20 protein-coding genes are annotated in these 26,143 nt (G+C 68.8%); 17 read left to right on the forward strand and 3 right to left on the reverse strand.

Annotation, left to right across the window (positions count from 1 at the left end):
• Positions 1–40 precede the first annotated feature (40 nt).
• The 5 genes from CGR01S_RS14715 to ntrC all read left to right on the forward strand — a co-directional run bounded on the left by CGR01S_RS14715 (position 41) and on the right by ntrC (position 5,845).
• Positions 41–874, forward strand: a complete 834-nt coding sequence (locus CGR01S_RS14715; RefSeq protein WP_042428920.1) for a competence/damage-inducible protein A — start codon at positions 41–43, stop codon at positions 872–874.
• A gap of 140 nt (positions 875–1,014) precedes the next feature.
• Positions 1,015–2,430 (forward strand): type I glutamate--ammonia ligase, encoded by a 1,416-nt coding sequence (gene glnA, locus CGR01S_RS14720; protein ID WP_042428925.1) that lies wholly within the window; start codon positions 1,015–1,017, stop codon positions 2,428–2,430.
• 181 nt (positions 2,431–2,611) lie between these two features.
• The gene (locus CGR01S_RS14725; RefSeq protein WP_245616818.1) at positions 2,612–3,124 is read left to right on the forward strand and encodes a hypothetical protein; all 513 of its coding nucleotides are present in this window, start codon (positions 2,612–2,614) and stop codon (positions 3,122–3,124) included.
• A gap of 70 nt (positions 3,125–3,194) precedes the next feature.
• On the forward strand, positions 3,195–4,220 hold the full coding sequence (glnL, locus tag CGR01S_RS14730; protein ID WP_369345556.1) for a nitrogen regulation protein NR(II): 1,026 nt from the start codon (positions 3,195–3,197) through the stop codon (positions 4,218–4,220).
• A gap of 32 nt (positions 4,221–4,252) precedes the next feature.
• A complete protein-coding gene (ntrC, locus tag CGR01S_RS14735; RefSeq protein ID WP_042429014.1) occupies positions 4,253–5,845 on the forward strand; it encodes a nitrogen regulation protein NR(I) in 1,593 nt (530 codons plus the stop codon).
• A gap of 41 nt (positions 5,846–5,886) precedes the next feature.
• Here the strand turns inward: ntrC and CGR01S_RS14740 are convergent, their stop codons facing one another.
• Both CGR01S_RS14740 and CGR01S_RS14745 read right to left on the reverse strand, forming a co-directional pair.
• Positions 5,887–6,663 carry an exodeoxyribonuclease III gene (locus CGR01S_RS14740; protein WP_042428928.1) on the reverse strand — a complete coding sequence of 259 codons (777 nt, stop codon included), beginning with the start codon at positions 6,661–6,663 and terminating at the stop codon, positions 5,887–5,889.
• A 234-nt stretch (positions 6,664–6,897) separates the two neighbouring features.
• The gene (locus CGR01S_RS14745; protein ID WP_084690730.1) at positions 6,898–7,425 is read right to left on the reverse strand and encodes a TlpA family protein disulfide reductase; all 528 of its coding nucleotides are present in this window, start codon (positions 7,423–7,425) and stop codon (positions 6,898–6,900) included.
• A gap of 146 nt (positions 7,426–7,571) precedes the next feature.
• Here CGR01S_RS14745 and CGR01S_RS14750 point away from each other — a divergent pair, with 146 nt between their 5' ends.
• Both CGR01S_RS14750 and CGR01S_RS14755 read left to right on the forward strand, forming a co-directional pair.
• Complete coding sequence (locus tag CGR01S_RS14750; RefSeq protein WP_042428931.1) at positions 7,572–7,943, forward strand: hypothetical protein; 372 nt, start codon at positions 7,572–7,574, stop codon at positions 7,941–7,943.
• 143 nt (positions 7,944–8,086) lie between these two features.
• Entirely contained in the window at positions 8,087–10,150 is a 2,064-nt protein-coding gene (locus CGR01S_RS14755; protein WP_042428932.1) for a TonB-dependent receptor domain-containing protein, read from the forward strand.
• Positions 10,151–10,198: 48 nt separating this feature from the next.
• On the opposite strand, the gene CGR01S_RS14760 is transcribed toward CGR01S_RS14755, so the two are convergent.
• On the reverse strand, positions 10,199–10,912 hold the full coding sequence (locus tag CGR01S_RS14760) for a Crp/Fnr family transcriptional regulator (RefSeq protein WP_042428936.1): 714 nt from the start codon (positions 10,910–10,912) through the stop codon (positions 10,199–10,201).
• Between the two features lie 63 nt (positions 10,913–10,975).
• Between CGR01S_RS14760 and CGR01S_RS14765 the strand changes: the two genes are divergently transcribed.
• From CGR01S_RS14765 to CGR01S_RS14810, 10 genes are all read left to right on the forward strand, one after another.
• Positions 10,976–13,114, forward strand: coding sequence for a TonB-dependent receptor family protein (locus tag CGR01S_RS14765; protein WP_042428939.1), 2,139 nt, complete (start codon positions 10,976–10,978; stop codon positions 13,112–13,114).
• 15 nt (positions 13,115–13,129) lie between these two features.
• A complete protein-coding gene (locus tag CGR01S_RS14770) occupies positions 13,130–14,149 on the forward strand; it encodes an ABC transporter substrate-binding protein (RefSeq protein ID WP_042428942.1) in 1,020 nt (339 codons plus the stop codon).
• Between the two features lie 92 nt (positions 14,150–14,241).
• Positions 14,242–16,233, forward strand: a complete 1,992-nt coding sequence (locus tag CGR01S_RS14775; protein ID WP_042428945.1) for a TonB-dependent receptor plug domain-containing protein — start codon at positions 14,242–14,244, stop codon at positions 16,231–16,233.
• Between the two features lie 174 nt (positions 16,234–16,407).
• Positions 16,408–20,475: a cobaltochelatase subunit CobN gene (cobN, locus tag CGR01S_RS14780; protein ID WP_245616820.1), complete on the forward strand. Its 4,068-nt coding sequence runs from the start codon at positions 16,408–16,410 to the stop codon at positions 20,473–20,475.
• A 73-nt stretch (positions 20,476–20,548) separates the two neighbouring features.
• Complete coding sequence (locus tag CGR01S_RS14785; protein ID WP_042428948.1) at positions 20,549–21,085, forward strand: MotA/TolQ/ExbB proton channel family protein; 537 nt, start codon at positions 20,549–20,551, stop codon at positions 21,083–21,085.
• A complete protein-coding gene (locus CGR01S_RS14790) occupies positions 21,082–21,444 on the forward strand; it encodes a DUF2149 domain-containing protein (RefSeq protein WP_042428951.1) in 363 nt (120 codons plus the stop codon). Before CGR01S_RS14785 ends, CGR01S_RS14790 begins: the two co-directional genes overlap by 4 nt.
• Positions 21,444–22,238: an ABC transporter permease gene (locus tag CGR01S_RS14795; protein ID WP_156967589.1), complete on the forward strand. Its 795-nt coding sequence runs from the start codon at positions 21,444–21,446 to the stop codon at positions 22,236–22,238. The genes CGR01S_RS14790 and CGR01S_RS14795 overlap by 1 nt, the downstream gene beginning before the upstream one ends.
• The gene (locus CGR01S_RS14800) at positions 22,235–23,101 is read left to right on the forward strand and encodes an ABC transporter ATP-binding protein (protein WP_042428954.1); all 867 of its coding nucleotides are present in this window, start codon (positions 22,235–22,237) and stop codon (positions 23,099–23,101) included. Before CGR01S_RS14795 ends, CGR01S_RS14800 begins: the two co-directional genes overlap by 4 nt.
• Before the next feature lie 11 nt (positions 23,102–23,112).
• A complete protein-coding gene (locus CGR01S_RS14805) occupies positions 23,113–24,324 on the forward strand; it encodes an NnrS family protein (RefSeq protein ID WP_084690732.1) in 1,212 nt (403 codons plus the stop codon).
• A 278-nt stretch (positions 24,325–24,602) separates the two neighbouring features.
• A complete protein-coding gene (locus tag CGR01S_RS14810; protein ID WP_042428956.1) occupies positions 24,603–26,132 on the forward strand; it encodes an AAA family ATPase in 1,530 nt (509 codons plus the stop codon).
• Positions 26,133–26,143: the final 11 nt, after the last annotated feature.

Below are 26,143 nucleotides of genomic sequence, written 5' to 3' on the forward strand. Positions count from 1 at the left end.
CCGGCCCATGCCTGGCAACATTCCGCGTGGAATTGACACCATGAAACCTCACTGGGGCCTGATCGTCGTCGGAGATGAGATCCTGTCCGGCAAGCGGGTGGACAAGCATTTTGCGAAAGTCATCGACCTGCTCGCGGCGCGCGGTCTGGCGCTGTCGTATGCGGAGTACGTCGGTGATGCACCGGATCGCATCACGGCAGTGCTGCAGCGGGCCTTTGCGTCTGGCGATGTGGTGTTTTCCACCGGCGGTATCGGGGCAACGCCGGACGACCATATGCGCCAATGTGCCGCACGGGCACTGGGCGTGCCACTGCAATTGCATCCCCAGGCGCAGGCGTTGATCGTCGAGCGCATGCGTGAGACGGCGCAACAGCAGGGAGTGGCTTTTGACCCGGAGCGCCCCGATAACATCCACCGCCTGAACATGGGGTGTTTCCCGGCAGGGGCGTCCATCATTCCCAACCCCTACAACAAGATTCCGGGATTCAGCTGTGCGGGTGGGAGTGGTGGGGCCGTGCACTTCGTGCCCGGCTTTCCGGTCATGGCCTGGCCGATGATCGAGTGGGTGCTGGATACGCATTACGCCCAGTGGTTTGGCAGCCAAGTCCAGCAAGAGCGCTCGGTGATCGTCTATGAGGCCATGGAGGCGGCGCTGACTCCGCTGATGCAGCGCATCGAGGAAGTCCACGCGCCGGTGCGCGTCTTCAGCCTCCCCAGCGTGGATCACCCGGTCCACGGACGGCATATCGAACTGGGCGTGAAAGGTGCCTCCGTCGCTGTGGAGCCCGCCTGGCAGGAGCTGCTTACAGGTTTGCACCAATTGGGTGCAAAATGTGGGCCCCAAATGGTGCGCGAACCGGGGTTTCGCGGCTAGCTTCGGCGGATTTGCACCCTGGTGGTGCACTCTGGCGGCCGCCGGGGTTTTTGCGCCACGCGCCGGCGCACGAATCCAGGCTGGCACGGTTAGTGCTCAAAGTCCGTATCTCTCTATTGCCCTTAACCCAGGAGTACCCGATGGCCAAGACCGTTGCAGACGTGATGAAGATGGTGGAAGAAAACGAAGTGAAGTTTGTCGACTTCCGCTTCACCGATACCCGCGGCAAGGAGCAGCACGTGACGGTGCCGGTGTCCCATTTCGATGAAGAGAAGTTTGCCTCCGGCCACGCCTTCGATGGCTCGTCCATGGCCGGCTGGAAGGGTATCGAAGCCTCGGACATGCAGTTGATGCCCGACCCTGCCACGGCGCAGATCGATCCGTTCTTCGAGGAAACCACGCTGTTCATGCAGTGCGACGTCATCGAGCCGGGCGACGGCAAGGCCTATGACCGCGACCCGCGCTCGATCGCGCGGCGTGCCGAGGCCTACCTCAAGGCCTCGGGCCTGGGCGATACGGCCTACTTCGGACCGGAGCCGGAATTCTTCCTGTTCGACAACGTGCGTTGGAACACGGAGCCCGGCCGCTACTTCTACGAGATCGAAGAGTACGAGGCACCCTGGAACACCGGCGCCAAACTCGAAGGCGGCAACCGGGGGCACCGCCCGCGCAACAAGGGGGGCTACTTCCCGGTGCCTCCGGTGGACTCCACGCATGACATGCGTGCAGAGATGGTGCTGATCCTGGAAAACCTGGGCATTCCGGTCGAGGTGTTCCACCACGAGGTCGCCGGCGCGGGGCAATGCGAGATTGGCACCAAGTTCTCCACCCTGGTCGAGCGCGCGGACTGGACGCAGAACCTGAAGTATGTGATCTGGAACGTGGCCAACGCCTACGGCAAGACGGCCACCTTCATGCCCAAGCCCTACCACGGCGACAACGGCTCGGGCATGCACGTGCACCAGTCCGTCTGGAAGGACGGCAAGAACCTGTTTGCCGGTGACGGCTATGCCGGACTGAGCGATTTTGCGCTGTACTACATCGGCGGCATCATCAAGCACGCCCGCGCCCTGAACGCCATCACCAACCCGGGCACGAACAGCTACAAGCGCCTGGTGCCGCACTTCGAGGCGCCGGTCAAGCTGGCGTACTCGGCCAAGAACCGGTCGGCCTCGATCCGCATTCCCTACGTCGCCAACCCCAAGGCCCGCCGGGTGGAAGCGCGCTTCCCCGATCCGCTGATGAACCCCTACCTGGGCTTTGCGGCGCTGCTGATGGCCGGCCTGGACGGCGTGGAGAACAAGATCCATCCCGGCGAAGCCGCCACCAAGGACCTCTACCATCTGCCGCCCGAAGAAGACAAGCTGGTGCCCACCGTGTGCCACAGCCTGGACCAGGCCCTCGACTGCCTGGACAAGGATCGCGCCTTCCTGACCAAGGGCGGGGTGTTCTCCGACAGCATGCTGGACGCCTACATCGATCTGAAGATGCAGGACGTCACCCGTGCCCGCGTCGAGGTCACGGCCACCGACTACGACCTGTACTTCTCGCTCTGAGCGGGTCTGGCCGGGCGCCAGGTGCGCCCGGGCCTGGCGGCACGGCGGTGCCGGCGCCAGGCGCCCGCTCCAGCCCCAAGGCGTTGCTGTTGGTTGCAGATGCAAGCTGCGGTTCGATTGGAGAAGCCGCCCGTTTGGGCGATACTCCATGCGTTTTGCCCCTTAGGTGCGAGAAAACCGTATGAACCTGAAACCGATGAGTGTGCTGGGTGTGTTGCTGGTGGCGACCCTGGGAGGGGCCCCGGCGGTGCTGGCGCAAAACGCCATCTACCGTTGCGGCAACGAGTACACGAACAACGCCAACCAGGCCCGGGAGCGGGGCTGCAAGCTGGTGGAAGGCAGCAACGTGACGGTCGTCGAAGGCACGCGCCCAGCCGCAGGGGGTGCCTCGGCGGGGGCGCCGGCCAAGGCAAGTTCGCCAGCCGGTGCGCCCAAGGTTTCGGCCAACGACCAGCGCGCCCGCGATGCCGACGCACGGGCCATTCTGGAAACAGAGTTGCGCAAGGCCCAGGCGCGGCACGATGAACTGGTCAAGGAATACAACAACGGGGCCCCCGAGCGCAGTGCGCTCGAATTGCGCAATGTCCAAAAATACCAGGAGCGCATCGCCGAGCTCAAGGCCAGCATCGCCCGCAGCGAGAGCGACATCGAAGGCATCCAGCGCGAGCTCAGCCGCCTGCCCCCCAAGCCCTGAGGCGCCGCGGGAGGCAGCGCCCGCGCCTGCGGGTGGAGACGCTGCGCCGGGCCTGCAGGCGCTCGACTGGCTGGGGGTGCTGGTGGCCCTGCTGCGGCCCGATGGCACGGTGGAGTTCTCCAACGCGGCGCTGGAGCACCAGCTCGGCGTGTCGCGGCGCAGCCTGGAGGGAGCGACGTTCTCGCATTTCTTGACCGAACCCGCGCTCCTGCAGACGGCGCTGGCCGCCATCCAGGGGCGCGAATGCGAAACCCTGCGCTGCGATGCCAGCCTGCGGCGTCCGTTCAGCGCCGCGTTGCCGGTGCACATGCAGGTATCGCCCGGCCCGCGGGCCGGTGAGGTGGTCGTCGAGCTCTGGCCGCTGGAGCAGCAGGCGCGGCAGGACCGGGAGGAGCGCCTGACGGAGCAGGCGCAGCTGACCAAGGACCTGGTGCGCAACCTGGCGCACGAGGTGAAGAACCCCCTGGGGGGCATACGCGGCGCGGCCCAACTGCTGGACATGGAGCTGCCGGACCCGCAGTGGAAGGAGTACACCGGCGTGATCCTCCATGAGGTCGACCGCCTGCAGTCCCTCGTGGACCGTCTGCTGGCGCCGCACCGCCACCCGCGGCAGTTGGGGGATGTCAACATCCACGAGGTGTGCGAGCGCGTGCGTGCCCTGGTGCTGGCCGAGCACCCGCAGGGGCTGCGCATCGTGCGCGACTACGACGCCTCGATCCCGGAGTTCCGCGGCGACCGCGAGGAGCTGATACAGGCGCTGCTCAACATCGTGCAGAACGCCGCCCAGGCCCTGGCCGGGCGCATGGCGGCCGGGGAGGATGCCTGCATCGTGCTGCGCACGCGCGTGGCGCGCCAGGTGACCCTGGGCCGCCAGCGCCACCGGCTGGTGCTGCAACTGCACGTGATCGACAACGGGCCGGGCGTGCCCGAGGCCTTGCGCGAACGCATCTTCTACCCGCTGGTCTCGGGCCGCGACGGCGGCACCGGGCTGGGGCTGACATTGGCGCATACGCTGGTGCAGCGCCACCATGGGCGCATCGAATGCGACAGCCGGCCCGGGCACACCGATTTCTGCATCCTCATCCCCATGCCCTGAACGGGCCCCACCCCATGCCAACGCCCCTGCCCATCAAGCCCATCTGGATCGTGGACGACGACCCCTCGATCCGCTTCGTGCTGGAGAAGGCGCTGGCGCGCGAACACTGGCCCACACGCAGCTTCAGCCACACGGACGAGGTGCTGCAGGCGCTGGCCGACCTCGACGGCGCGGACGGCGCCGCGCCCCAGGTCCTGGTGAGCGACATCGCCATGCCCGGGGGCAATGGCCTGGACCTGCTCGAACAGGTGCACGCCCGGCTGCCGGGCCTGCCCGTCATCATCATGACGGCCTATTCCGACCTCGACAGCGCCGTGGCGGCGTTCCAGCGTGGGGCCTTTGAATACCTGCCCAAGCCCTTCGACCTGACCAAGGCGGTGGAGCTGATCCGCCGCGCGCTGCAGGAAGGCCAGGACGAGGCCGCGGCGCCGCCCGCACCGGGCGCCATGCCCGAGATGCTGGGCCAGGCGCGCGCCATGCAGGACGTGTTCCGCGCCATCGGCCGCTTGAGCCAGAGCCAGGCCACCGTGCTCATCACGGGCGAGTCCGGTGCGGGCAAGGAGCTGGTGGCGCGTGCCCTGCACCGGCATTCACCCTGCGCCCAAGGCCCCTTCGTGGCCATCAACACGGCAGCCATCCCCAAGGACCTGCTGGAGTCCGAGCTCTTCGGCCACGAGCGCGGCGCCTTCACCGGCGCGCAGGCGCAGCGGCGCGGGCGCTTCGAGCAGGCCGAGGGGGGCACGCTGTTCCTCGACGAAATCGGCGACATGCCCCTGGACCTGCAGACCCGGCTGCTGCGCGTGCTCTCGGATGGGCGCTTCTACCGCGTCGGCGGCCATGCGCCGGTCAAGGCCCATGTGCGCGTGATTGCCGCCACGCACCAGAACCTGGAGCAGCGCGTGCGCGATGGCGTGTTCCGCGAGGACCTGTTCCACCGCCTGAACGTCATCCGCCTGCGCCTGCCCGCGCTGCGCGAGCGGCGCGAGGACATCCCCTTGCTGGCGCGGCATTTCCTGCAGGTCAGCGCGCAGCAGCTGGGCGTGGAGCCCAAGCGCTTTTCCGATGCCGCGCTGCAGCGCCTGGCGCAGTACGCCTTTCCCGGCAACGTGCGCCAGTTGGAGAACATCTGCCATTGGCTCACCGTCATGGCACCGGCCCAGACCATTTCGGTGCAGGACCTGCCGCCCGAGGTGCTGGAGGCGCTGCCGCTGGCCGCCGCCGTGCCGCTGGAGCACGAAGCTGCCGCCAGCAGCCCGGCGCCCGCGGGAATGCAGGCGGAGCCCGCCCCGCGGGCCACCGCCATGCCTGAGCCCGCGCGCGAACCCGGGCCGGAGCCGGGCGCAGATACCCGATGGGAAGCCGGCGCTGCACCCGCCGCCCCGGCGCCAGGCTGGGAGCCGACGCTTGCGCGCGAGGCCCTGGCGCAGCTCGGCGCAGGCCAGGCGCAGGTGTGGGACGGGCTGCTGCGGCGGTTTGAATCCACCCTGATCCACGCTGCACTGGAGGCCACCCACGGCCGCCGCCGGGAGGCGGCCGAACGCCTGGGCATAGGCCGCAATACGCTCACCCGCAAGCTCCAGGAGCTCGGCCTGGAGGCGCAGGATATGGATAAAAAAGAGCTGTAGCGCTTATCTGGCAAGCGCTGGAAGCTATCAAACCAATAGCGTCAGGCCAGGGTGGCCAGCACGGGTGCGTGGTCGCTGGGCTGGGGGTTCTTGCGCGGGGCGCGGTCTATGCTGCAGGCCGTCACGGCCTCGCGCAGGGCTGCGCTCACCAGGATGTGGTCTATGCGCAGCCCGCGGTTCTTCTGGAAGCCCAGCATGCGGTAGTCCCACCAGGAATAGCTTTTTTCCGGCTGCTCGAACAGGCGGAAGGCGTCCGTGAGGCCCAGGTCCAGCAGCGCCTGGAAGTGCGCGCGCTCCTCGGGGGTGTGGTGGATGGTGCCGGCCAGGCCCACGGGGTCGTAGGAGTCGCGGTCCTCGGGCGCGACGTTGAAGTCGCCCAGCAGCGCCAGCCGCGGGTGGGCCGCCAGCTCGGCCTGCACATGGCCCAGCAGCGCCTGCAGCCAGCGCAGCTTGTAGGCGAACTTGTCGGTGCCGGGCGCCTGGCCGTTGACGAAATAGCCATTGATCACGCGCAGCGGCCCGTGCGGCGTCTGCACCGTGGCGGTGAGGACGCGCGCCTGGTCATCGTCCAGTCCGGGGATGTTGCGCACCACGTCGGTGAGCGGCGTGCGCGCGAGGATGGCCACGCCGTTGTAGGTCTTCTGGCCGAAGCAGGCGGCCTCGTAGCCCGCCGCGTGCAGCGCCTCGAACGGGAACTTGTCGTCCGTGAGCTTGAGCTCCTGCAGGCACAGCACATCGACCGGGTGGGCGGCGAGCCAGGCGAGTACCTGGGGCAGGCGCACGCTCAGGGAGTTGATGTTCCAGGTGGCGATCTTCATGGTGCGTGGGTAGGTCGGTGCAAGGGGGCAGGGCGTGCCGCGCTGCCGGGGTCTATCGGAGCGGGGCCATTGTCCGCCATGTTGCTGCTGCCTGCTGCAGGGGCAGCGCAAGACGCCACACCGGCCCCTGGCACCCCAGCCCAGGCCTGCCGCGCCGGTGTGCTGGAGTGGCGGCGTTTGCACAGGGGCCGCTGACCCTGCCCTGCTCCAGCGGGGGCGCCAGGATTCACCGCATCATTCTTTGATCAGCTCACGGATCTGATCTCGGTATTTGTTTTCATCGCCCGGCTTGTAGCCGCGACTGACATAACGGATCCGCCCTTTTTTGTCGATCAAGACAGTCGTCGGCATGGCATCAATGCCAAACAGGCTGCTGGCCTCGCTTTCAGGGTCGAACAGGATGGGAAAACGCACCCCCAAATCTTTGAGGAGTTTTTGGGCATCCGTGCTGTCTTCCTCCACATTGACACCAAAGAGCATGAAACCGGCGTTGCTGTAGCGCTGGTGCATCGCGTCCAGAAGCGGCATTTCCTGGCGGCAGGGGCCGCACCAGGAAGCCCAGAAATACAACATCACGACCTTGCCGCGCAGGTCTGCCAGACGTACCTCGTCTCCGGTGCTGCTCGTCCGCGTGAAATCCGGCGCGGCTTGGCCGATGAGGTCCGAGGAACTGCCCAGCACTGGGCCCAGGTTCGGATCACCATCGTCGCCACCGCCACAGGCGACCAGAACCGCCACCAATGCGGCGATGAAAAATCGCATCCCTGTTCTCATTGACATGCCCTCTTTGGGCTTTGCATTGTCCTGCGGTGCGGGGGACGATGGCGATAGCGAGGCGCCCTGTGGTGCGGCCTGCAGCGATTCAGGCTAAGCTTTCGGCCCCCGACGCCCGCGCGCCGGGTTTTGCCATGCGCCTGTACTCCCGCCCGCTCACTCCCTCGCGCAAGCTCCTGGCACGCCGCCTGGGGTTGGCGTGGCTGCTGCTGGCCCTGGTACTGGCGCCGGCCTTGGGGCAGATGCACCGCGCGCTGCACCTGCCCGGCGCCCTGGGCCAGGCAGTGCATGCGGCAGACGGGCATGGCGTCGCAGCACTGTTCGGCGGGCACAGCCCGGCCGACTGCCAACTGCTGGACCAGCTCTCCCACGGCGGGGCCACCGTGGCCGAATACGCCATGCCGCTGGCCGCACCCGGCGGCCAGCGGGTGGCGCTGCCTGCGGCGCTGCCGCTGCGCGCCGCCGCGCCGCTGCCGTTCCAGGCCCGCGCGCCGCCTGCCGCCTGAGCGGTATTCACTACTGATTCGATAGCTTCCAGCGCTTACCAGATAAGCGCTGGAGCTCTTTTTTGCCTTGAATACCTGTGGGTGTTCGAGGCGGCCGCGCCTGCCGCCGTGCGACGGGGCGGCGCACCCCATTTTTCAGAACCATGCAATACACATCCCATTCCTTTTCCCTGACTGCCGCCGCCTGGGCCGTGGCGCTGCTGGCTGCCGCCCTGGGCCGGGAGGCGCAGGCGCAGCCGCAGCAGGACACGGCCGCGCTGCCCGAGGTCACCGTCTCGGCCAGCGGCCTGCAATTGGGCAGCAGCGACATGGCCACGCCCGTGAGCGTGCTCGAAGGCGACGAGCTCGTGCGCCGGCGCACGGGCACGCTGGGCGAAACCCTGGACGGCGAGCCTGGCATCCATGCCAGCCACTTTGGCGCCGGAGCGAGCCGCCCCGTGATCCGCGGCATGGACGGGCCGCGCGTGCAAGTGCTCTCCGATGGTGCCGAGGTGCAGGACGCCTCCACCGTCAGCCCCGACCACGCCGTCGTGTCCGAGCCGTTGCTGGCGCGCCAGGTCGAGGTGCTGCGCGGCCCCTCGGCGCTGATCCACGGCGGCGGCGCCATCGGCGGCGTGGTCAACGTGCTGGACAGCAAGGTCCCCACGGCCATTCCGCAGAAGGGCTATGAGGGCAGTGCCGAGCTGCGCCTGGGCAGCGCCGCGGGCGAGAAGACCGGCGCCTTCCAGCTCACGGGCGGCGCGGGCCACCTGGCCGTGCACGTCGAAGGCCTGGCGCGCGACGCGGGCGACTACCGCGTGGGCAGCGGCTGGGAGGGCGGGCGCAAAGTGCCGGGCAGCTTCAACCGCACCGACGCCGGCAGCCTGGGGCTGTCGTGGGTGGGCGACCAGGGCTACCTGGGCGTGGCCTACACGCGCCAGACCGCCAGATACGGTCTGCCGGGGCATAACCACAGCTTCGAGGGTTGCCACACGCATGGCGACCACCTGCACTGCGGCAGCCATGATGGGCACGACCATGGGGACGAAGATCACGCCCATGGCGCGGACGACGTACCTGTGGTTCAGCTCGCCAGCGAGCGCTGGGACGTGCGCGGCGAGCTGCGCAAGCCCTTCGCCGGCTTCGCGGCGCTGCGCCTGCGTGCCGGCGTGACCGACTACCAGCACGACGAGGTGGAGGACGGCAGCGTTGCCACCACCTTCCGCAACAAGGCGCATGACCTGCGCGTGGAGCTGCAGCACGAGCCGCTGGCCGGCTGGCGCGGCGTGTTCGGCGTGCAGGCCACGCAGCGCAAGTTCAGCGCCGAGGGCGAGGAGGCCTACGTGCAGCCGACCGAGACGCGCCGCACCGGCCTGTTCCTGCTGGAGGAGTACCAGTGGCAGCAGTGGCGCTTTGCCGCCGCGCTGCGCCACGAGCGCCAGACGGTGGACGCGCTGGCCTCGGGCCTGTCGAACAGCCACAACGGCGCCTCGGCCTCGCTCAGCGCGGTGTGGAAGTTCACGCCCGGCTACGCGCTCTCGGCCTCGTGGACGCAGGCGCGCCGCATGCCCACGGCCGAGGAGCTGTACGCCAAGGGCCTGCACATGGCCACCAGCACTTACGAGCGCGGCGACCCGAACCTCAAGCCGGAAACGGCCCAGTCCATCGACCTGGCCCTGCGCAAGACGGCGGGCGACACCACCTTTGGCGTGAGCGTGTTCCATAACCGCGTGAAGGACTACATCTACGGCCGCACGCTGGACGAACTCGACGGCCTGCAACTGCTGCAGTACAGCCAGGCGGACGCCACCTTCACCGGCCTGGAGGCGCAGGTGCGTCAGCGCCTGAGCCGCAACCTCGGCGTGACCCTGTTCGGCGACGTGGTGCGCGCCAGGCTGGATGCGGGCGGCAACCTGCCGCGCATTCCCGCCGCCCGCGCGGGCCTGCGCCTGGACGCCCACTGGCAGGCCTGGGAAGGCCAGGTGGAATGGGTGCAGGTGGCGCGCCAGGGCCGCGTGGCCGACTTCGAGAGCGCCACGCCCGGCTACGGCATGCTCAACCTGGGTCTGACCTACAGCAGCCGCCTGGCCAACGGCACGCCGTGGCAGTTCTACGTGCAGGGCCGCAACCTGACCGACCGGCTGGCCTACGCCCACACCTCGTTCATCAAGAACGCTGCGCCGCTCATGGGCCGCGCCCTCAGCGTCGGCGTGCGCGTGTCGTTCTGAGGCCGGGGCAGGGGGGTACCCCTGCCCCGCATGGGCGGCCGCTGCCGCTCAGAAAGCGCGCGCCTGGGCGCCAGCCAGGCGCTGCAGCGGCGCGGTGTCCAGCAGCGTCCAGTCCCTGCGCTCACCGCGCAGCCACTGCCGCGCCTGCCACTGCGCCAGCAGGCGCGACAGGGTCTCGGGGCGTATGCCCAGGCTGGCGGCCAACTGGCGCTGGCTGCCGGGCAACTCCAGCCGCGGGCCCTGCTGGTCCGACAGGCGCAGCAGACAGGCCGCGAGCCGCTGCGGCGCCGTGCTCACGGTCAGCCACTCGATCTCGTTCACATAGTGGTAGATGCGCCGGCTGAAGTCCTCCAGCAGGCGCAGGGCCAGCGCCGGGTGCTGGGCGCAGGCCTGCTGCAGCGCCTGGCGCTCAAGCCGCCAGAGGGTGGCGCGGCCCACCGTACGCGCCTGCATGGGGTAGCGGCGGTGCGTCATGAACATGGCGGCCTCGGCAATGCACTGGCCGGCCTCGAAGCGATGGAACACGCGCTCGTTGCCCTCGCAGCAATAGCGGACCACTTCGACCTGCCCGGTCTCGATGAAGAACCAGTGCTGCGCAGGATCGCCCTCGTGGAACAGCACCTCGGCGGCCCGCATGCGCCGGACCTGGGCCTGGGCGCACAGGCCGTGCAGCGCCTCGGGACCGAGGTCCTGGAGCAGGGGATGGGCGCGCAGCAGGCCCGGCAAAAGCCGGGGTGCGCCCGGTTTGTTGACAAATGTCATTGCCGGATACGGATGGTTTCCCAGATCATATTGCAAATGCGAATGACTACCAACTAGATTTACATGATCTCCAACCACTCCCTGACTTCGTCCGGCTGCGCGCTGCGTGCCACTGCGGGCCTGCTGCTCATGGCGGCCTGGGCGGCCCATGCCCAGGTGCAAGAGGGGGGCAGCCTGCCTTCCGTCACCGTGCAGGCGACGCGCGCCAGCGCCGACGTGCCGCTGCGCCCCACCGTGCAGAAGGAGCGCGAACGCCTGGCGCAGGTGCCCGGCGGCACCAACCTGGCCGAGCCGCAGAAGGAAGCGCGCCTGGCCACGCTGCGCGACGCGCTGGACTACCAGCCCGGCATCGTGCTGCAGGACTTCTTCGGCGGCACCGACCAGCCGCGCCTGGGCATCCGCGGCTCGGGCATCCAGAGCAACCCGGTGAACCGGGGCGTGCTGCTGCTGCAGGACGGCCTGCCGCTCAACGAGGCCGATGGCTCCTTCATCATCGGCCTGATCGAGCCGCGCAACGCCGCGCTGGTGAGCGCGCGGCGCGGTGCGAATGCGCTCACACCGGGTGCGACCACGCTGGGCGGCGAGGTGGATTTTGTTTCGCTCACCGGGGCCGACGAGCGCGGCCGCGTGCGTTTTGAGACCGGCAGCTTCGGCCGCCAGGGCCTGCAGGGCGCCGTCGGCGGCGTGGGTGAGCGCTTCGACGGCCGGGTGTCGGTCAGCAGCGACCGCTTCGACGGCTACCGCCATCACTCCGCCTCGCAGCGCGACGCACTGCAGGCGAACGTGGGCTTCCAGGGCGACGGCGGCTTCGCCAACCGCACCTACCTCACCTGGACCGACCTGGCCTTCCAGATCCCGACCGTGGTGCCCAAGGATCGCGTCACGACCAACCCGCGCGGCGTCATGGGCGACGGCAACACGCCGCAGGACCGACTGCTCAACGTCTACCAGCGCGACCCGCGCCGTGCCGCTACGCAGTTGCGCCTGGCCAACCGTTCCACCTGGGGCAACGAGGCGCTGCGCCAGGAGGTCGGCGTGTACTGGCAGGACACCGACGACCTGTTCAACGACTCCACCACCCACACCGTGACGCACAGCCGCACCACGGGCGCGCAGTGGCAGGCCAGCGGCCGCCCGGGCGGCGCATCCGGCGCGCTGGGCTGGCGCACGGCGCTGTCGTGGACGCACAGCGCCATGGAGCGCGACCTGTATGCCAACAACCCCGCCAATGGCCAGCGGCTGCAGCGCTTTGGCGCCTACGACCTCGACGCCAGCAACCTGCAGGCGCTGGCCGCAGCCGACTGGCGCCTTGCGCCCGGCTGGACGCTGCTGGGCAGCCTGCAGTGGAGCCAACTCGCGCGCGACGCCGCAAGCCGCAGCACGGCGGCGCAACTCGACCAGCAATGGAGCTTCGCCACGCCCAAGATCGGCCTGAACTGGGCCGCCACCCCCAGCACGCGCCTGTGGGCCAACCTCAGCCGCAGCCAGGAAGCGCCCACGTTCTGGGAAATCGTCAGCGCCACCGTGGCGCCCAACAGCCCGGCCACGGCCAGCGCCGAGCTGGTGCGCCTGAAGATGCAAAGCGCCACCACGCTGGAACTCGGCGGTCAGGGCCGCTGGGGCGAGGGCGCGCAGGCCCTGCACTGGACTGCGGCCGTGTACCGCAGCGTGCTGGCCGACGAGCTGATCTCCACCACCGACGCCAACGGCATCCGCGTGGGCACCTACAACTACCGGGGCGGCACGCGCCACCAGGGCATCGAGGCGGGCCTCTCGGGCAGCCGCCGGCTCGGTGCGGGCGCGGTGGACTTCCGCGCCGCCTGGACGTTCAGCGACTTCCGCTTCCGCGGCGGTGAATACGCGGGCAAGCAGATCGCTGGCGTGCCGCGCCACCTCCTCAGCGCCGAGGCGCTGTACCGCGTGGGCGCCTGGCGCTTCGGCCCCAACCTGCGCTGGATGCCCGTGAGCACGCCCACCGACCACGCGAACACCCCGGGCGCCGAGCAGGAGGCCTATGCGCTGCTGGGGCTCAAGCTGGAATGGCGCGAAGGCCCCTGGGCCGTATTCCTGCAGGCCGACAACGTGACCGACCGGCGCTACGCCAGCAGCTACGCCGTGCGCAACCGCACCACGGCCGCGCAGCCGGGCTACCTGCCGGGCCTGGGCCGCAGCGTCACGGCCGGGCTGACGTACCAGTTCTGAGGTGGGGTGCACACCATGGCCTCCACCCTTGCCCACGCCGTCCGCCCCACGCGCCGCCAGGCCCTGGCGGCCCTGGCCTGCATCGGCCTGCCTGCCGCCGCACGGGCCGCGCCGCGCCTGCCGCGCATCACGCTGGCGGGGCCGCCCGCCGTCGTCTCGGCGCCGCTGATCCACATGGCCGAGACGGGGGCACTCAACGGCCTGGCCGAGCGCACCGAATTCACCGCCTGGCGCGACCCCGACCAACTGCGCATGATGGCCCTGGGTGGCAAGGCCGACGTGCTGGCCATGCCCAGCAACGTGGCGGCCAACCTGTACAACCGGGGCGCGGGTGTGGCGCTGCTCAACATCTCCACCTGGGGCGCGCTCTGGCTCGTCACGCGCGACGCGCAGCGCAAGGTGCTGCAGGACTTCAAGGGCGAAGAAATCGCCGTGCCCTTCCGCGGCGACATGCCCGACATCGTGCTGCAGGTGCTCGCTGCCAGGCAGGGGCTGGACGTGCAGCGCGACTTCCGCATCCGCTACGTGCCCACGCCCATGGAGGCCATGCAGTTGCTCATCACGCGCCGCGTGTCGCACGCGCTGCTGACCGAGCCGGGCGTCTCGCTGGCCCTGCGCAAGACGCAGTCCTTTCCCGTGGGCCTGATTGCGCCCACGCTGCACCGGGGGGCCGATCTGCAGCAGGAATGGGGCCGCCTGTACCAGCGCCCCGCGCGCCTGCCGCAGGCGGGCATCGCCGCCGTGGGCGCCCTGCGCGCGCAGCCCGAGGCGCTGGCCGCCATCACGCGGGCCTACGCGCAATCGCTCGCCTGGTGCCGCGCCCACCCGCTCGACTGCGGCCGCATGATGGCCCGGCACATCGACCTGCTCACGCCCGAGGCCGTGGCCGACGCCATCGCCGTGAGCCAGATGGACGCCGTGCCCTTGCCGCAGGCGCGCGAGGAGCTGGAGTTCTTCTTCGGCCAGCTCATGGCGCGCAACCCCGGCCTGCTCGGGGGCAAGCTGCCCGCCGCCGCGTTCTACACGCCCGGCTGAAGCCGCCCGCTGTTTCCCTTTCTTGCATGCATCCCTGGCAGCCGCCGCCACCTGGGTCTTCACTGGTTTTTTCGACTCAGGAGTGTTTCACCATGGTTCTTGACGTTTCCCGTTCTCTCTCCCGCAGTGCCCTGGCGCGCCACCCGGTGGCGCTGGCGGCCCTGCTGGCGCTGGCAAGCGCCGCCCAGGCGCAGACCGCAGCAAGCAGCGATGGCGCCATCACTGTGGCCCAGGCCCAGACGCTGCCCTCGGTCACCGTCACCGCCACGCTGGCCGAACAGGACGCGCGCACCGCGCCCGCCAGCGTCACCGTGATCGACCGCGAGGAGCTGGCCGCGCGCAACGCCGCCGACCTGCTCGATGCCGTGCGCGGCGCGCCCGGCCTCACGCTTTCGCCGCGCCAGGTGGGCGGGCGCAAGACGCTGGCGCTGCGCGGCCTGGAAGGCAAGCACACGCTCACCCTCATCGACGGCCGGCGCATCAGCGCCTCGGACGACGTGGTGGGCCACTCCGACTACCAGTATGGCTGGCTGCCCATGTCGGCCATCGAGCGCATCGAGATCATCCGGGGCCCCATGTCGGCGCTCTACGGCTCCGAGGCGCTGGGCGGCGTGGTCAACATGATCACGCGCCAGCCCAAGGACCGCTGGGTCGGCTCGGTCGGCATCACGGGCAGCAATCCCACGAGTTCGAGCGAGGGCGAGCCCACGGGCAAGGCCTCGGTGTTCGCCGCCGGGCCGGTGGGCGAGCGCCTCACGCTGCGCGTGAACGGCGAGGTCTCGCACGCCGCCCCGGTGGCGGACCGCAAGGACCCACGCGTCTCCGAGATCGAGGGCCACCATTCGCAGGCCGGGGGGCTGAGCGCCAGCTTCGCGCTCACGCCGCAGCAGACGCTGGAGGCCGGCTGGACGGGCAACAACGAGCGCCGCTTCTACGACACCACCTCCACCACCAAGGGCGCCTACCGCAGCAGCTACGACATCGACCGCACCCAGGCCCACGTGGGCTGGGAAGGGCGCTTCGACCAGTGGCGCGGCCGTGTGCGCGCCTACCGCAGCGAGATCGATATCACCAACACCGCCAGCAACGGCGTGGCGCCCACGCGGCCGCAGAACATGACGGACGACGTGATCGACGGCCACGCCAGCTTCAAGCTCGGCGGCCACCAGCTCACCGTGGGCGGCGAGTGGCGCGATGAGACCCTGGTCAACGCGGGCCTGAAGAACGGCAGCGACTCGGCCACGCACAAGGCCTTGTTCGTGCAGGACGAGATCGCCCTGACCCAGACGCTGATGCTCACCGCCGGCCTGCGCGCCGACCACCACCAGCTCTTCGGCAGCGAACTCAGCCCGCGCGCCTACCTGGTGTGGGAGGCCGGCCCGGCGCTCGTCGTCAAGGGTGGCTTCGGCCATGCGTTCAAGGCGCCCACGCTCAAGCAGATCTCGCCCAACTACGTGGGCGCCGAGGGGCCGCACACCTTCGCGGGCAACGGCAACATCCAACCCGAGTCGTCCAACTCCTTCGAGATCGGCGCCGACTGGCAGGCCGCGCCCGGCTGGACGCTGCGCGCCACGGCCTTCAACACCGAGGTGAAGGACCTCATCACCTACCGCCTGCTGCGCACCGAGGGCGTGCGCCGCTTCTACCAGTACGACAACATCAACGCCGCGCGCATCCGGGGCCTGGAGGCGGGCGTGGAATGGGACATCACCCGCGCCTGGAGCTGGAGCAACGACCTCACGCTGCTCAACACGCGCGACAAGACCACCGGCAAGCGCCTGGCCGACCGGCCGTCGAGCAGCCTGACCTCGCGCCTGGAGTGGAAGGACGCCACGGGCTGGAGCGCTCGCCTGGTGGCCGAGTTCATCGGCAGCCAGACGGCGACCGACGGTAAGGGTCTGCCTTCCTATGCGCTGTGGAGCGCCAGCGTGGGCAAGCAGATCGCGCTGGCCGACCAGCGCACGCTGGCGCTGCGCGCCGGGCTGGAGAACATCGGCAACGTGAACCTGGCGGAAAAGTCCGCCAGCTTCGGCTACGCCGAGCGGGCCCGCCGCCTGTTCGTGTCGGCGCGCGTGGATTTTTGAAGAGGGGAGTGAGTGAAGCGATAGAACCCGTGTGACGAACCACCCCCGGCCTCCTCTCTGGTGGGGACGCGAGTGCCGGGGCGTGCCCCACACAATGCCCGAGTGCTATCAAATGCATAGCTATTGGCGCTTGTTGAATAAGCGCTAGAGGCCCATTTCATTCAAAGAATTCCAGTGAATCCCCTGTCCATTCTTCGCCGCTGGCTGGCCCTGTGCCTGCTGGCCTTTCTGCCTGTGCTGCCGGTGGGGGCGGCGCAGGCCGCGTCGGTGCTGTTCATCGCCACCTCCAACGTGCCGCCGGGCAAGTTCCGCTTGCTGGCCGACATTGCACGCCCGCATGGCATAGCCGTGCAGGTGCGCTACCTGGGCAAGATCCCGGCCGACGCCGATGCCGGGCTGTTCCAGGGGCAGGACATGGTGTTCTTCGACAGCTACCAGCAGGACGAGGTGCGCCAGCACCTGGCCCGCGCGCTGCCCGGCCTGCGCGCGCCGCACGCCTGGCTGTACGACGCGCGCCCGGCCTGGGGCGGCGGGGTGGACGAGGCCCTGGGCCGCCGCCTGGCCCATTACTACAGCAACGGCGGGCGGCAGAACTTCGAGGGCTTCATGGCCACCGTGGCCGCCCACCTCAAGGGCCAGAATGCCCAGGGCGTGCCCGACCCGGTGATCTTCCCCAAGACGGCGATCTACCACCCGCGCGCGCCCGGCCTGGTGTTCGCCGACCCGCTGGCCTACCTGCGCTGGGCGGGGGTCGATCCGGCCGACCCTTGGCGCCGCCCCGTGGTCGCGCTGGCCGTGCACCAGCAGTACATCGCCTCGGTGCAGGCCGACTACATCGACGACCTGATCACCCGCATCGAGGCCGCAGGCGCCGTGGCGCTGACCTTCTACAGCCCCATGATGGACGCGGGCGCGTTTGACCGCATGCTGCGCCCCCAGGGCAAGGCGCTGGCCGACGTGCTCATCAACACGCAGATCATGCTCATGCCCGAACAGCGCCGCGCCGAGTTCGAGCGCCTGGGCATCCCCGTGCTGCAGGCCATGACCTACCGGCGCGGCGACACGGCGCACTGGCAGGCCAACCCCCAGGGCGTGCCGCTGATGGACGTGCCCTTCTACCTGGCCCAGGCCGAATACGCGGGCGTGACCGACATCCAGGTGGCCTCGGCCAGCGGCGCGGGCGACGCGCCCATCGCCACCATTCCCGCGCAGGCCGATGCCGTGGTCGGCAAGGCGCTGCGCCTGGTGGCGCTGCAGCGCAAGCCCAACGCCGACAAGCGCCTGTCGGTGTTCTTCTGGAACTACCCGCCGGGCGAGAAGAACCTCTCGGCCTCCTTCCTCAACGTGCCGCGCAGCCTGCAGACCACGCTGGCCGCGCTGCGCGCCCAGGGCTACGACACCGAGGTGCCGTCCGAGCCCGAACTCATCGCCAAGCTGCAGCGCTTGCTCGCGCCCGCCTACCGCGAGGGGGAACTGGAGCCCCTGCTGCGCGACGGCCTGGCCGCCACCGTGCCCGTGGCGCGCTACCGCGCCTGGCTGGCCGCGCTGCCAAAAGCCGTGCAGGACAAGCTGCGCGAACGCTGGGGCGAGCCCGAGGCCTCCAGCATGGTGCTGCGCCAGCACGGGGCGAAGAAGGAGCCCGTGTTCGTCGTGCCGCGCCTGATGCTGGGCAAGATCGCCATCCTGCCCCAGCCCCCGCGCGGCGAGAAGTGGGAGCCCAAGGAAAAAGCGCTCTACCACTCCAGCAACGCCTGGCCCTCGCACTACTACCTGGCGGCCTACCTGTGGGCGCGCGAGCAGCAGGCCAGCGACGCGCTGGTGCACTTCGGCACGCACGGCAGCCAGGAATGGCTGCCCGGCAAGGAGCGCGGCCTGTCCGTCACCGACCCCGGCATGCTCGCCGTGGGCGACCTGCCCGTGGCCTACCCCTACATCGCAGACAACATCGGCGAGGCCCAGCAGGCCAAGCGCCGGGGCCGCGCGGTCATCATCAGCCACCAGACGCCACCCTTCAAGCCCGCCGGGCTGCACCAGGCGCTCACGCAGATGCACGACCTGCTGCACGCCTGGATGGCGCAGGACGAGGGCGTGGTCAAGCAAAAGCTCCAGGCCGACCTGCTGGCCGCCGCCACCAAGGAGCGCATCGCCCTCGACATGGGCTGGACGCCGGAGCGCGCGCGCGCCGAGTTCCCCGCCTTTGTCGATGCCCTGCACGCCCAACTGCACGAACTGGCCGAAACCGCCCAGCCCCTGGGCCTGCACACCCTGGGCCGCGCGCCCGAGGCGCAACACCGCCTGGCCACCGTGCTGCTGATGCTGGGCCGCCCGTTCTGGGAGGCGGCCGCGCTGCACGCGGGCATCCCCGCCGCCGAGGTGGACGAAGCCCTGCTCGCCGACTACGACCAGCTGCCCGCCACCGCGCCCTACCAGTTGCTGCAACGCCATGTGGTGCAGGGCGAAAGCACCCAGGGCTTGAGCGCGCCGCTGCGCGAGCAGCTCGACAAGGCCCGCGCCTGGCACGCCGCCATCGGTGCCGACCACGAGCTGCCCGCGCTGCTGAACGTGCTGACGGGCAAGCACCTGGCCACCTCCTACGGCGGCGACCCCATCAAGAACCCCGACGCCTACCCCACGGGCCGCGACCTCTACGGCTTCGACCCCTCGCGCGTGCCCACCAAGCAAGCCTGGGCGGCGGGCAAGGAGGCGGCCGAGCAGCTCATCGCCGAGCACCGCCGCCTGACCGGCCAGCCGCCCAAGAAGCTGGCCGTCTCGCTGTGGTCGGTGGAGACCATGCGCCACCAGGGCCTGCTCGAAGCGCAGGCGCTGTGGCTGCTGGGCACCGAGCCCGTGTGGGACGAGGGCGGCCGTGTCACGGGCGTCAAGCTCGTGCCGCGCAAGGAACTGGGGCGCGAGCGCGTGGACGTGGTGCTCTCGGCCACCGGCCTGTACCGCGACCACTTCCCCAACACCATGAAGATCCTGGCGCAGGCCGCGCAACTGGCCGCGCAGGCCCAGGGGCCGGGCGAAGAGGCCAACCCCGTGGCGGCCCACACCCGCGCCATCGCCGCGCGCCTGCGCGCCCAGGGCATGCCGGAGAAGGCCGCGCAGGCGGCGGCGGAGACGCGCATCTACGCCTCCGAGTCGGGCAAGTACGGCACCGGCCTGGACGACGCGGCCCTGGCCACCGACACCTGGAAGGGCAAGGCTGAGGGCGACCGCAAGCTCGCGCAGCTGTACCTCTCGCGCATGCAGTTCGCCTACGGCGCCGACGAGTCCACCTGGGGCAGCCTGTCCGGCGCGGGGCTCAAGGGCCAGGACGGCCAGCCGCTCAACCTGTATGCCGAGCAACTGCGCGGCACCGAGGGCGCGGTGCTCTCGCGCAGCTCCAACACCTACGGCATGCTCACCACCGACGACCCGTTCCAGTACCTGGGCGGCATCGGCCTGGCCGTGCGCCACCTGGACGGCAAGGCGCCGCAGCTCTACATCAGCAACCTGCGCGGCAGCGGAAGCGGGCGCGTGGAAGGCGCGGCGCAGTTCCTGGCCAAGGAGCTGGCCACGCGGCAGTTCCACCCCGGCTACATCAAAGGGCTGATGGACGAGGGCTACGCGGGCACGCTGCAGGTGCTGGACGCCACCAACAACTTCTGGGGCTGGACGGCGGTGGCGCGCGAGATCGTGCGCGACGACCAGTGGCAGGAGATGGTCGATGTGTACGTGCGCGACAAGCACCAGTTGGGCCTGAAGAAGTGGTTCGAGGCGCACAACCCGCACGCGCTGGCGCAGAACATCGAGCGCATGCTCGAAGCCGCGCGCCAGAGCTACTGGCAGGCCGACGCCGCCACCGTGGCCGAGCTGAAGGACCGCTGGTGCGACCTGGCCCAGCGCTTTGACGTGCGCACCGACAACGCCGCCTTCGAGCGCTTCGTGGGTGCAGGCCAGGGCACCGCCGGCTTTGGCCTGAACCTGGGCCATCTGCCTGCCGATGCCGCCGCTGCAGCAGCGCAGAGCGCCGCCGAGCCCCCACCCCCGGCCGAAGCCGCCCCCGCCACACCGCCCCCGCCGCCGCCCATCAGCGGCATGCGGCTGGAGCAGGTGGCCGACCAGCCAACCGCGCCCGCCGCCCACACCTTGCAGGCGCTGTGGGTGGCCCTGGCGCTGGGCGCCGTCATGCTCGGGGGCGGCTGGTGGCAGCGCGGCCGCCCATTCAAGGCAAAAGTGCCTCCCGCGCAGCATGGATAAGCGCTAGCAGCTATCAAAAATATAGCTGAACAAGACAGCCTACCGCAGTTTTTGACCATTCCTAGGAGTTTTGATGAGCCATTTGCTTGAATCCCTGATGTACCAGGCCAGCCAGGTCTTTCTGTTTCCCACGCTGCTGGTGATCGCTGTGCTGTTTGTCTATGCCTTCTTCCTGCTCGGCATGTTTGCCATGCAGTGGTGGCAGCGCCGCAAGGGGCAGGGCAGCCAGCCCACGCGCGGCCACCACCTGCTGGCCTGGGCCAAAGCGCAGCCCGACGCCAGTGCCGACGAGCTGGACGTGAAGGCGCACCAGCTGCTGGAGCTGCCGCGCATCGCCACGCGCGTGGCGCCCATGCTGGGACTGATCGCCACCATGATCCCCATGGGCCCGGCGCTCAAGGGCTTGTCCGACGGCAACCTGGCCCAGGTGTCGGACAACCTGGCCGTGGCCTTTGCGGCGGTGATCCTGTCGCTCATCGCCGCCGCCATCACCTTTTGGGTGGTGTCGGTGCAGCGGCGCTGGCTGGCCGAAGAGCTGGTGTGGCTGCAGCGCCTGGGCGTGCGCACTCCGGCTGCGGGCCACCTGGCCGAAGCGGGGAGTGAAGCATGAAATTCCTCGACGAAACCGAAGCCGACGACCCCATCCTGTCGGTGGTCAACCTCATCGATGTGTTCCTGGTGGTGATTGCGGCGCTGCTCATCACTGTGGCCCAAAACCCGCTGCTCAGCCCGTTCTCTAAGCAGGACGTCACCGTCATCACCGACGCGGGCAAGCCCACCATGGAAGTCATCCAGAAGCGCGGCGAGAAGATCGAGAAATACAAGGCCAGCGGCGAGATCGGCGAGGGCGACGGCGAGAAAGCCGGCGTGGCCTACCGCATGAAGGACGGCTCCATGGTCTACGTGCCCGAGGGCGGCGTGGTGGACCAGGCCACGGCCCCCGCACCCGGCGGCATGGGGGGGCGCTGATGCTGCGTTTGCTGGGGCGCGTGCTCGCGGGCCTGCCCGCCTACCTGTGGAGCGGCTGGGGCGCGGGGGCCAGCCTGCTGTTGCTGCTCGCCGCCTGGGAGGCCGTGGCTGCGCTGTACGACCCGCTGATCCTGCCCGACCCGCGCACCGCCTTCGCCGCCCTGCTGCTGCAGGTGGAGCAAGGCGCCGCCGGGCCCGCGCTGTGGGCCACGGCGCGGCGTGCGTTCATGGGGCTGGCGCTGGCGCTGGGCGTGGGCAGCGTGCTGGGGTTGCTGGCGGGGCTGTCCGTCACGGCCTCGGTGCTCGCGCGCCCGCTGGTCACGGTGCTGCTGGGCACGCCGCCCATCGCCTGGCTGGTGCTGGCCATGCTGTGGTTCGGCATGAGCGACGGCACGCCGGTGTTCACCGTGTTCATCGCCTGCTTCCCCGTGGTGTTCGCCAGCGCGCTGCAGGGCACGCGCACGCTCGATTTGCAGTTGCGCGACATGGCGCGCGCCTACCGCCTGCCCATGGGCATGGCGCTGCGCGAGGTGTACGGCCCGCACGTGCTGTCGTACCTGTTCCCCGCCTGGGTCACGGCGCTGGGCAGCGCCTGGAAGGTGGCCGTGATGGCCGAGCTGCTGGCCAGCACCGACGGGGTGGGCGCCGCGCTCGCGGCCAGCCGCTCGCAACTGGACACCGCCACCACGCTGGGCTGGATCTGCGCCGTGGTGGGCTGCCTGCTGGTCGTGGAGTATGGATTTTTGGAACCGCTCAAGCGCGAAGTGGAGCGCTGGCGGGAGGTACCCCGATGAGCCTTTTTTTGAATGATGTTCGCCACAGCTACGCGTTGACCGAAGTGCTCGGCGGCGTGGGCCTGGCGCTGGCGCCCGGCGGCGTGCTGGCGTTGGTGGGCCCCTCGGGCTGCGGCAAGACCACGCTGCTGCACCTGTGCGCGGGTCTGCTGGACCTGCAGGAGGGCCGCCTGGACAACTCCTTCGGCAACCCCGCGCTGATGTTCCAGCAGCCGCGTCTGCTGCCCTGGCAGACCACGATGGATAACATCGCCCTGGGCCTGCGCGCGCAGGGCATGGCGCGCGCCGCCGCACGCGCGCGCGCCCACGCCATGGGCGCCGTGCTGGGGCTCGATGCCGAAGCCCTGGCCGCCTATCCGCACCAGCTCTCGGGCGGTATGCAAAGCCGCGCCGCGCTGGCGCGCGCGCTGGTGCTCGAACCCGACCTGCTGCTGATGGACGAGCCCTTCGCCGCGCTCGACATCGGCCTCAAGGCGCAACTGCACCGCCTGTTGCTGCGCCACCAGGCCGAGAAGGGCACGGCCGTGCTGATGATCACGCACGACCTCATGGAGGCCGTGCGCCTGGCCGATACCGTGCTCGTCATGGCCGCCGGGCCGGGCCGCATCGTGCACTTGCACACGCCCCAGGCCCCCGCGCTGGCACGCACCGATGCCATGGTCTACCGCGACACCGCCGAGCTGCTGCGCGTGCCCGCCGTGCGCGCCGCCTTTGGGCTGGATGCGCTGGTGGAAGAGGGCACCTGCCCCGGCAGTGAATTCGCCAACACCCTGCCGCCGCCCGAGGCGCGCGTGCTGCCCCTGCAGCCCGCGCCCCAGCCTCATGCCGCCACCCCCGGCGAGCGGAGGATGCGATGCGGATAGCCGCCCCTGTGATGAACCCGCCCGGCCTGCTGTCGCCCCAGCACCCGGTCTGGATGTGCGCCATGCGCCCGTTCTTCCTGCTCACTATGGGTTCCGCCGTGCTACTCATCGCGCTGTGGAGCGCCGTGCTGGCGCTGGGCCTGCCGCCGCCCCCCGTGGCGGGTGGCGCGCTGGTGTGGCACGCGCACGAGCTGCTGCTGGGCTTTGGCCTGGCGGCGGTGGCCGGCTTCGTGCTCACCGCCGTGCCCGAGTTCACCGACACCGCCAGCGCCAGCCCGCGCACCGCGCGCCAGTTGGTGTTGCTGTGGCTGCTGGGGCGCGCGGGCTTCTGGCTCTCGGGCGTGGCGGGCAGCCCCGCGCTGGTGCTGGCCGCCTTGGCGCACCTGGGCCTGCTCGGCGGCCTGCTGGCGCTGCTGTGGCCCGCGCTGCGCACCGTGGCCGGGCGGCGCCACCACGCCTTTGGCTGGGCGCTGGTGGGGCTGCTGGTGCTGGTGGCGGGCTTCTATGGGGATGCGTTGCGCGGTGCCTACCCCATGCGCTGGCTGCTGGCCCTGCTGGGCCTGGTGATGGTGCTCATCATCGTGGCCATGAGCCGCATCTCCATGCGCATCGTCAACAACGCGATTGACGAAACGGGCGAGGGCCGCGAGCCCTACCTGGCCCGCCCGCCCCGGCGCAACCTGGCCATCTTGTGCATTGCGCTGTTTACCCTGGCTGAATTTTTGCAGCCCGGTGACGCTACCTCCGGCTGGCTGGCCTGCGCCGCCGCCGCCGCGCTGTGCAACCTGATGGGCGACTGGCATGTAGGCCGCCCGCTGCTGCGCCGCCTGCCGCTCATGCTGTATGCCGTGTACGCCTGCATGGCGCTGGGCTATGCCTTCATCGGCACGGCCCTGCTGGCGGGCGGCCCGGGCGCCAGCGCCGGGCGCCACATGCTCACTGTGGGTGCCATCGGGTTGTCGATCTACGCCGTGATCTGCATCGCCGGGCGCGCGCACTGCGGGCACCCGTCGGACGAGCGGCCCTGGGTGGCGCAGGGCGCGCTGCTCCTCTTCGCCGGGGCCTTGCTGCGTGCGGGCGCGGCGTTTGTGCCGGACGCGGCTTTGGCGCTGCTGGGCCTGGCTGGGCTGTGCTGGGTGGCGGCGTTCGGGCTGCTGTGCTGGCGCATCGGGCCGGTGCTGTGGCGCGTGCGGCCGGATGGGTTGTGGGGGTGCCAGGGGTAGGGTTGGGTGATGGAGTGGGCTGTTTTCGACCCTGAGCTGACGGTCGGCCCCCAACTGTAAAGCGGTCAGCTAGTGCCCAATGATCATCGCATCAAGCTGGCTGGCCGTGCAGCCGGCCGCCACCTTGAGCACAAGCGTGTAGGTTATGGTAGTGGGCACGTCCTAATAGGGGACGGACCCAACCCGTCGTTGCACCCGACCCACTACAGCGGGCGGTTGTACTCCAATGTTAGGCTGCACAATCCGGCCGTGTGGTCAACCAACAACCGAGAAGACAAATGCAAGAAGTGCCTGTGCTCGATCTGGAAGCGGTATTTAACGAAGCGGCCTTTCCGGAGCACACCTACGTGAATCCGAAAGAGTACCCCTTCATCAAATCGGCGCTCCGTGCGACGGGAAAGCATGTCACGATTGCCGGGGCCTCTGGGTCCGGCAAGACCACGGTTGTTAACAAAATTCTTCGTGATCTTGACATCAAGTCAACGGACATTTTGCTGATCAACGGTCGCGAGTACAGACACCACGCGAAGTACTTGGAGATGCTCGGTGCGATTGTTGGTGTCGATCCAACGTATGAGCAAATCGCGCCGTACCTATCCTCTCAACGATTGGTGATCATTGACGACTTTCACCATCTGAGTGAAACCGTGAAAGATGGCCTGGCTGAGGAGCTGAAGCTTTGGCACGAAAAGGGCGTCCGCTTCGTTTTGATCGGAATCGCCTCCAGCGCTCGCGACCTCGCAGGGAACGATAAGGAACTCGGCATCCGGAATGACGTCTTCGATTTGCGCACCCAGGATGAGAAGTTCGTGCGGCAACTAATGGAGCAAGGATCTGCCCATCTGAAGCTGCGGTTCACTGAGCGCTTCATCCAAGAGACCGCCGCTGGATCGAAAGGCATACCTTCGGTGGTGCAGGCCATATGCCGGACGGCATGTATCAAGCACGGCATCGAAAAGACGCAATCCGTAGAGGTCGAGATCGATGAATCACTGGCAAATATCAGGCAAGAAGTTCTGCGCATCTTCGAGCACAAGTACTTTGACAAGATCGTGGCGCTTTCGAAGGGGAAACTTCAGGCGAAGTCAGTTCACAACACTTATTTCGACATCGTCTCCGCCATTGCCAAAGATGAGAGGTCGGACATTCCGCTTGAGCACCTTTATCGCACGATCGTCGCTCCTATTTCCGAAACCAAGAAGAAAAATCAGAAATCGACTTCGTATTACAACTGCCTGAACTACTTGGGTGACGTGATTAAAGACTCCAAGCTGGATGACGTAATCATGTATCGGAAGGGTAAGTCGATCTCGATTGAGGATCCGACATTCCGCTTCTACCTGAATCTCTTGAATTTGGACGATGTCCGTCGGCGCATCCACATTCGGAACGATGACTATCCTTGGGACGTCGCGTTGTCCTTCGCAGGCGAAGACCGACCGATTGTGTTGGAGTTTGTGAAGAGGCTGGAGGAAAAAGGCGTCTTCCCCTTCTATGACTTCAACCTCCAAGCCCAGCTCTGGGGTGTAGACCTTCAAAAGCGCCTTGCGGAAATCTACGCAAACGATGCGCTTTACATGGTGATCTTCATCTCCGCCAAGTATCCCGAGAAGGATTGGACACGATTCGAATTCGAGATTGGGAAGACAGCTGGGTCAAAGCGGCCGGAGACTTACCTCTTGCCGATCATCATTGAGGATGTACCAATGGTTGGGTTGGCGAACACCCTTGGGAAAGTTTTCCTGAAGGACCAAGACATCGGGTATTGCGTCGATCTTCTTACCTCCAAGCTCACTGGGGCAAGCTAGGGGCGGCCAAA

This window comes from Comamonas granuli NBRC 101663 (genome assembly GCF_000739995.1).
Taxonomy (GTDB): domain Bacteria; phylum Pseudomonadota; class Gammaproteobacteria; order Burkholderiales; family Burkholderiaceae_C; genus Simplicispira; species Simplicispira granuli.

Bases quoted from the DNA above. Each gene is read 5' to 3' on its own strand.
- CGR01S_RS14715 (WP_042428920.1), top strand. From the start codon at position 41: ATGAAACCTCACTGGGGCCTGATCGTCGTCGGAGATGAGATCCTGTCC.
- glnA (WP_042428925.1), top strand. From the start codon at position 1,015: ATGGCCAAGACCGTTGCAGACGTGATGAAGATGGTGGAAGAAAACGAA.
- CGR01S_RS14725 (WP_245616818.1), top strand. From the start codon at position 2,612: ATGAACCTGAAACCGATGAGTGTGCTGGGTGTGTTGCTGGTGGCGACC.
- CGR01S_RS14740 (WP_042428928.1), bottom strand. From the start codon at position 6,663: ATGAAGATCGCCACCTGGAACATCAACTCCCTGAGCGTGCGCCTGCCC.
- CGR01S_RS14745 (WP_084690730.1), bottom strand. From the start codon at position 7,425: ATGCGATTTTTCATCGCCGCATTGGTGGCGGTTCTGGTCGCCTGTGGC.
- CGR01S_RS14750 (WP_042428931.1), top strand. From the start codon at position 7,572: ATGCGCCTGTACTCCCGCCCGCTCACTCCCTCGCGCAAGCTCCTGGCA.
- CGR01S_RS14755 (WP_042428932.1), top strand. From the start codon at position 8,087: ATGCAATACACATCCCATTCCTTTTCCCTGACTGCCGCCGCCTGGGCC.
- CGR01S_RS14760 (WP_042428936.1), bottom strand. From the start codon at position 10,912: ATGACATTTGTCAACAAACCGGGCGCACCCCGGCTTTTGCCGGGCCTG.
- CGR01S_RS14765 (WP_042428939.1), top strand. From the start codon at position 10,976: ATGATCTCCAACCACTCCCTGACTTCGTCCGGCTGCGCGCTGCGTGCC.
- CGR01S_RS14770 (WP_042428942.1), top strand. From the start codon at position 13,130: ATGGCCTCCACCCTTGCCCACGCCGTCCGCCCCACGCGCCGCCAGGCC.
- CGR01S_RS14775 (WP_042428945.1), top strand. From the start codon at position 14,242: ATGGTTCTTGACGTTTCCCGTTCTCTCTCCCGCAGTGCCCTGGCGCGC.
- CGR01S_RS14785 (WP_042428948.1), top strand. From the start codon at position 20,549: ATGAGCCATTTGCTTGAATCCCTGATGTACCAGGCCAGCCAGGTCTTT.
- CGR01S_RS14790 (WP_042428951.1), top strand. From the start codon at position 21,082: ATGAAATTCCTCGACGAAACCGAAGCCGACGACCCCATCCTGTCGGTG.
- CGR01S_RS14795 (WP_156967589.1), top strand. From the start codon at position 21,444: ATGCTGCGTTTGCTGGGGCGCGTGCTCGCGGGCCTGCCCGCCTACCTG.
- CGR01S_RS14800 (WP_042428954.1), top strand. From the start codon at position 22,235: ATGAGCCTTTTTTTGAATGATGTTCGCCACAGCTACGCGTTGACCGAA.
- CGR01S_RS14805 (WP_084690732.1), top strand. From the start codon at position 23,113: ATGAACCCGCCCGGCCTGCTGTCGCCCCAGCACCCGGTCTGGATGTGC.
- CGR01S_RS14810 (WP_042428956.1), top strand. From the start codon at position 24,603: ATGCAAGAAGTGCCTGTGCTCGATCTGGAAGCGGTATTTAACGAAGCG.